Genomic DNA, 6,017 nt, shown 5'->3' on the forward strand with positions numbered 1-6,017 from the left:
GCGTGAAAAAGATCAGGCCTGCAGCGAAGATTCTTCCCGTGCGGCCGCGCCCTTGCTGGCAACCACCAGCGTCACACCCGCGCTTTCCAGCATGGCCGCTTCACGATCCTCGATACCGTCATCCGTGATCACGGTTGCGATGCGCGACAGGCCGCACAAAATCAGGCTTGAGCGCTGGCGGAACTTCGACGAATCCACCAGCACGACCAGCTCATCTGCCTGGTCGATCAGCTTCTGCTCCGCTTGGATCAAAAGGGGATCGCCCTCCATCAAGCCGAGCGGGCCGAGGCCCTGCGCACCCATGAACATGCGCCGCGCGTAGAAATTGCGCGTCACGTCGTTTTCAAACGGCGACAGGATGATGTTCTGCTCGCGATAGATGGTCCCGCCCGACAGCATCACCGTATTCTTGGAATGCTTGAGCAGATGCTCGGCAATCGGAAAGGAATTGGTGAAGATCGGCATGCGCCGATTGATCAGGAAGTGCACCATCTGGAAGGTGGTGGTGCCGCCATTGATGATAATCGGCTCGCCATCTTTGCAAAGCTCGACCGCTTCGCGAGCGATCGCGCGCTTCTGCGCAGCGTTGATGGTTTCATTGACGGAGAACGTACGACCCGCCAAACCAACGAATGCCGGAGGGGAGATAGCTTCTGCACCTCCACGCACGCGCCTTAGCCGCTTCTGAACATGCAGCGCGGCGATATCGCGCCGGATCGTCGCCTCGGACGCATCGGTCAGATCGACCAGTTCCTGTACCGTCACGACGGGTTTTTCCTGGACGGCGGACAGAATGATCCTGTGGCGTTCTTTCTCGTGCATGGTTCCTCCCTGCCCTCTCATCTACGCATGCACCTCGCTCAGTGTCAATCATTTTCAATCAAATAATTTCATTGTGCAGCGCAATATGATCGTATTTGATTGTTTTTGATTGACGCGGGCGGACAATCGTGGAAATTTGCAGTGTATGTTGTGCGGCAATCCGCGCGCTCCTTGGGAGGATTTGAATCATGCTCGACAAGCGCACCGGCTCGCGCCTCGCGAATTTGTGGGATGATGCCAAGGCTGCCGCGATGTCAGAGGCGGAACGGCTCGTCTATCGCTCCAACATCCTTGGCTCAGACAAGCGCGTCACCAACTACGGCGGCGGCAACACCTCTTCGAAGATTGTGCAAGCGGACCCGCTGACCGGCGAACAGGTCGAGGTGCTGTGGGTCAAGGGCTCAGGCGGCGACAGCGCCTCCATCAAGCTCGACGGCTTTGCCACCCTCTACATGGAAAAGCTGAGGGCGCTGAAAGGCCTCTATCGTGGGATCGAGCACGAAGACGAGATGGTCGGCTATCTGCCGCACTGCACCTTCAATCTGAACCCTCGCGCTGCGTCCATCGACACGCCGCTTCACGCCTATGTGCCCCATGCCTATGTCGATCACATGCACCCGGACGCAATCATCGCAATTGCGGCATCGAAGGACTCCAAGACGTTGACCAAGGAGATTTTCGGCGACGATATTGGCTGGCTGCCGTGGAAGAAGCCCGGCTTCGAACTCGGTCTATGGCTGGAAAAATTCTGCCTCGAAAACCCTGCGGCGAAGGGCGTGGTCCTTGAGAGTCACGGCTTGTTTACATGGGCCGACACGCCGAAGGCCTGCTACGAAACGACCATTACGGTGATCAATCAGGCAATCGACTGGTTCGAACGCAAGACTGAGGGCAAGCCGGCATTCGGCGGCGCGGTTGTGAAGTCCTTGGACCAGGCTCAACGCCGGGCCGTCGCGGCCAAGTTAATGCCGGCCATCCGCGGCCTCATATCCGAGAAGTCCCACAAGGTTGGGCATTTTGACGATTCCGACACGGTACTCGAGTTCGTAAATTCGAGGAATCTGCGCGACCTGGCGGCGCTCGGCACCTCGTGCCCGGACCACTTCCTGCGCACCAAGATCAGGCCACTGGTGATCGAATTCGATCCGGCTACCGGAGACACGGATACCATTTTGGCCCGCCTTCCCGACGACATCGCCGCATATCGCGCCGGATACCAAGCCTACTATGCGCGCTGCAAACATGCCGACTCTCCGGCCATGCGCGATCCCAATGCCGTGGTCTTTCTGGTGCCCGGCGTCGGCATGTTCACCTTCGCCGGCGACAAGGCGACGGCCCGCATTTCCGGCGAATTCTACGTCAACGCCATCAACGTCATGCGCGGCGCGTCGAGCGTCTCCACCTATGTCGGCCTGCCCGAGCGGGAAGCCTTCAATATCGAATACTGGCTCCTGGAAGAAGCCAAGCTCCAGCGTATGCCAAAGCCCAAGGCGCTTGCCGGCCAGATCGCGCTCGTCACCGGTGGCGCCGGCGGCATCGGGCGCGCGACCGCGGCGCGCCTTTTGCGCGAAGGTGCCTGCGTGGTGCTAGCCGATATTGACGAGGCCGCGCTCGCCAAGGCCCACGATGAGCTTACCGCCGCGCACGGCAAGGATTTCGTGCGCCCCGTGCGCATCGATGTCACCGCCGAACAACAGGTGGCAGACGGCTTTGCCGATACAGCCGTTGAATTTGGCGGCATCGATATCCTGGTGTCGAATGCCGGTCTTGCCTCATCGGCACCGGTTGAAGAGACAACGCTCGCCCTGTGGAACAGAAACATGGACATCCTGGCGACCGGCTACTTCCTCGTCAGCCGTGAAGCCTTCAAACTGTTCCGCGTCCAGAAAATCGGCGGCAACGTCGTCTTCGTAGCCTCGAAAAACGGGCTTGCGGCGTCGCCCAATGCCTCGGCCTACTGCACGGCCAAGGCCGCTGAAATTCACCTTGCCCGCTGTCTCGCCCTTGAAGGGGCGGAGGCACAGATCCGGGTCAACGTCGTCAATCCCGACGCCGTGTTGCGCGGCTCCAAGATATGGACCGGCGAATGGAAGGAACAGCGGGCGGCAGCCTACAAGATGTCCACGGACGACCTTGAAGAACATTATCGTTCGCGCTCGATGCTGAAGCGTTCGGTCTTTCCCGAGGACATCGCCGAGGCCGTCTACTTTTTCGCCTCCGACATGTCGGCAAAATCGACCGGCAATATCGTCAATGTCGATGCAGGCAACGCCCAGAGCTTCACGCGGTAGAACGGCGAAGCGGGAGGAAGCATGATGAGCGAGCAGATCATCCCGGCCGCGGTCGTAGAGAAAGCCAACAACGCCCGTGAAGCTGACCTCAAGCGTGACTACGAAGCGCTCGGCGAGCAATTGGCGAGGCGTGGCATCGCGATAGACACCATTCGCGACAAGGTTGCCTCGTTCCACATCGCCGTCCCATCCTGGGGCGTCGGTACGGGTGGCACGCGTTTCGCGCGCTTTCCCGGTGCGGGTGAACCGCGCGATATTTTCGACAAGATCGAGGATTGCGCCGTCATCCAGCAACTTACGCGCGCCACACCGAAGGTGTCGCTACATATTCCTTGGGACAAGGCTGATCCCAAGCGGCTGAAGCAGGCCGCCTCCCGCTTCGGGCTTGGCTTCGACGCTATGAACTCCAACACTTTTTCCGACGCTGCCGACCAGAAGCTTTCCTACAAGTTCGGCTCTCTCAGCCATGCCGACAGGGCAGTGCGGGAACAGGCGGTTGAGCACAATCTGGAATGCATCGAGATCGGCCGCGACATCGGCTCCAGGGCCCTTACGGTGTGGATCGGTGACGGCTCGAACTTCCCCGGCCAGGTCAATTTCGCACGCGCCTTCGAGCGCTATCTCGACGCCATGCGTTCGATCTATGCCGGGCTGCCCGACGACTGGAAGCTGTTCACCGAACACAAGATGTATGAGCCGGCTTTCTACTCCACGGTCGTCCAGGACTGGGGCACCAACTACATCATCGCCCGTGAACTGGGCGAGAAGGCCTTCTGCCTCGTCGATCTCGGCCATCACGCGCCCAACGTCAACATCGAGATGATCGTGTCGCGCCTGATCCAGTTCGGCAAGCTCGGCGGCTTCCATTTCAACGATTCCAAATATGGCGACGACGACCTCGACGCCGGCTCGATCGACCCCTACCGGCTGTTCCTGGTCTTCAACGAACTCGTGGACGCCGAAATCAGCGGCGCCGGGGGCTTCGACCCGGCCCACATGCTCGACCAGAGCCACAACGTCACCGATCCTATCGAAAGCCTCATGCTGTCGGCGGTCGAAGTGCAACGCGCCTACACCCAGGCCCTGCTGGTTGACCGCACGGCTCTCGAAGGTTTCCAGGATGCCAACGATGCCCTGATGGCCACGCAGACGCTGAAGGCCGCCTACCGCACAGATGTCGAACCTATCCTTGCCATGGCGCGTCTGAATGGCGGCGGGGCGATCGACCCGGTCGCCGCCTACCGCGCCGCCGGCTATCGCGCCAAGGTGGCAAGCGAACGCCCTGCAGTCACGGGTGGCGGCGGCGGGATTGTGTGATCTTTTCGCAGGAAATTTTGACCGTCAGGCTCGGGCTGGTCAGTCAATCTGCGGCCGTGAGCCGACGGCAATTGTCCATGCGCTTCGCAACGAAATGCCAACACCCTGTAGGACCCTGATACCCGGGGACAATCGGTTGCGGAGCGGCTAAATTAATTCCGCTTGCGCAGACCGGAGAAAGTATCGCGGACGGCTGGCCTAAAGCGGCAAACCCGCCTTGATATAGCCGTCGAGGAAATGCTGCAGGTCCTCATCGCGCGTAAAWGGCTGCGTAGCTGCCCAACGAGACGCCAGGAAGCCGGGATTGATCTCGAGGAACCGGCAGGCTTCCTCGTGGGCTTCGGTAAGCTGGCCGAGCTGCGCCAAGCTCGCAGCGAGGATGCGTTTNGAGACGCCAGGAAGCCGGGATTGATCTCGAGGAACCGGCAGGCTTCCTCGTGGGCTTCGGTAAGCTGGCCGAGCTGCGCCAAGCTCGCAGCGAGGATGCGTTTTGCCGGTAGSCGGCCAACCTCTTCCTTGCGGAGAACCCTGACAGCCTGGGTATAGCGGCCAGCAGCATAGTACGCGAACCCGAGGTCCCAGTAGTACCAACCCGGCGGNCGGCCAACCTCTTCCTTGCGGAGAACCCTGACAGCCTGGGTATAGCGGCCAGCAGCATAGTACGCGAACCCGAGGTCCCAGTAGTACCAACCCGGCGGATAGGGGTTGAGCCGGAGAGCATTCTCAGCCAGTTCGATAGCATCATGGGGCCGGCCTTGCAGGACCCTCAAATTCGCCATGTTCACCATCGTGTCGGCATGGTTCGGGTTGATCCGCAGCGCCGCTTGGAATGCGGACTCGGCCTCCTCGAGTAGGCCCTCGCAGAGCCGAGCAAACCCAAAAACGCTATGCGCCATAGGATCGCTCCTATCGAGCGACATAGCCTTCTGAGCGTAAGCGAGCCCGAGAGCCTGGTTCGCGTCAAAGTCTTCCCCGTACTGGGTCGCCGCGTTGTAGTGCGAGACGGCGAGCCATGCGTAGGCCTCCGCCAGATTCGGATCGAGGTCGGCCGCCTTGGCGAGGAGAGTACGAGCCAGATCGTTTCCGGCAGGCGACTGCATGACAAGAACGCGTCCGCGAACGAGGAAGTCATACGCTTCTATCGTCGTCCGGCGCCGGGGCGCATCACCGAGCACTGGTCCAAGTGGCAGCACGTTAGCCAACGCAGCAACGACCTTGCTCACCACTTGGTCCTGCAGGCGAAAGACGTCGGCCAGATCGCCATCAAAGCGCTCGGCCCAAAGGCATCTATTCATCGTCGCCTCAGTGAGACGAACCCCAATTCTGACCTGGCCTGCGACGCGGCGCACGCTGCCCTCGACGACATAGCGGACGCCGAGTTCCTTCGCGATAGATTGCGTATCGGCGGAGCTTGCTTTGAAAGCGAACGATGAATGGCTTGCGATCACCAGGAGACCCGGCACCTTCGACAGGTCGGTAATCAGATCGTCCACCAAACCGTCGGCGAAATGCGCCTGCTCCGGATCAATGCTCATGTCCGCAAAGGGCAAGACRGCGATAGAGGGGCCGCTTCGAACGCCCGACCGG

Annotated in this window: 3 protein-coding genes and 3 pseudogenes; 2 read left to right on the forward strand and 4 right to left on the reverse strand. The window is 60.6% G+C overall.

What is annotated here, in order from left to right:
- Positions 1-12: 12 nt before the first annotated feature.
- On the reverse strand, positions 13-822 hold the full coding sequence (locus ASD50_RS09520) for a DeoR/GlpR family DNA-binding transcription regulator (protein ID WP_056239637.1): 810 nt from the start codon (positions 820-822) through the stop codon (positions 13-15).
- 188 nt (positions 823-1,010) lie between these two features.
- On the opposite strand from ASD50_RS09520, the gene ASD50_RS09525 reads away from it, so the two are divergent.
- Both ASD50_RS09525 and rhaI read left to right on the forward strand, forming a co-directional pair.
- Positions 1,011-3,113 (forward strand): bifunctional rhamnulose-1-phosphate aldolase/short-chain dehydrogenase, encoded by a 2,103-nt coding sequence (locus ASD50_RS09525; protein WP_056239639.1) that lies wholly within the window; start codon positions 1,011-1,013, stop codon positions 3,111-3,113.
- Positions 3,114-3,137: 24 nt separating this feature from the next.
- Positions 3,138-4,430 (forward strand): L-rhamnose catabolism isomerase, encoded by a 1,293-nt coding sequence (rhaI, locus tag ASD50_RS09530; protein WP_056239660.1) that lies wholly within the window; start codon positions 3,138-3,140, stop codon positions 4,428-4,430.
- Between the two features lie 198 nt (positions 4,431-4,628).
- Here rhaI and ASD50_RS23670 read toward each other — a convergent pair.
- The 3 pseudogenes from ASD50_RS23670 to ASD50_RS24240 all read right to left on the reverse strand — a co-directional run.
- Positions 4,629-4,817, reverse strand: a pseudogene (locus ASD50_RS23670) (adenylate cyclase); the annotation flags it as partial.
- 1 nt (position 4,818) lies between these two features.
- A pseudogene (locus ASD50_RS24235) lies at positions 4,819-5,029 on the reverse strand (adenylate/guanylate cyclase domain-containing protein); the annotation flags it as partial.
- A 1-nt stretch (position 5,030) separates the two neighbouring features.
- Positions 5,031-5,965: pseudogene (locus tag ASD50_RS24240) on the reverse strand (tetratricopeptide repeat protein); the annotation flags it as partial.
- Positions 5,966-6,017 lie beyond the last annotated feature (52 nt).

The sequence above is a fragment of the Mesorhizobium sp. Root552 genome (assembly GCF_001427285.1).
GTDB lineage: Bacteria > Pseudomonadota > Alphaproteobacteria > Rhizobiales > Rhizobiaceae > Mesorhizobium.

Bases quoted from the DNA above. Each gene is read 5' to 3' on its own strand.
- ASD50_RS09520 (WP_056239637.1), bottom strand. From the start codon at position 822: ATGCACGAGAAAGAACGCCACAGGATCATTCTGTCCGCCGTCCAGGAA.
- rhaI (WP_056239660.1), top strand. From the start codon at position 3,138: ATGAGCGAGCAGATCATCCCGGCCGCGGTCGTAGAGAAAGCCAACAAC.
- ASD50_RS09525 (WP_056239639.1), top strand. From the start codon at position 1,011: ATGCTCGACAAGCGCACCGGCTCGCGCCTCGCGAATTTGTGGGATGAT.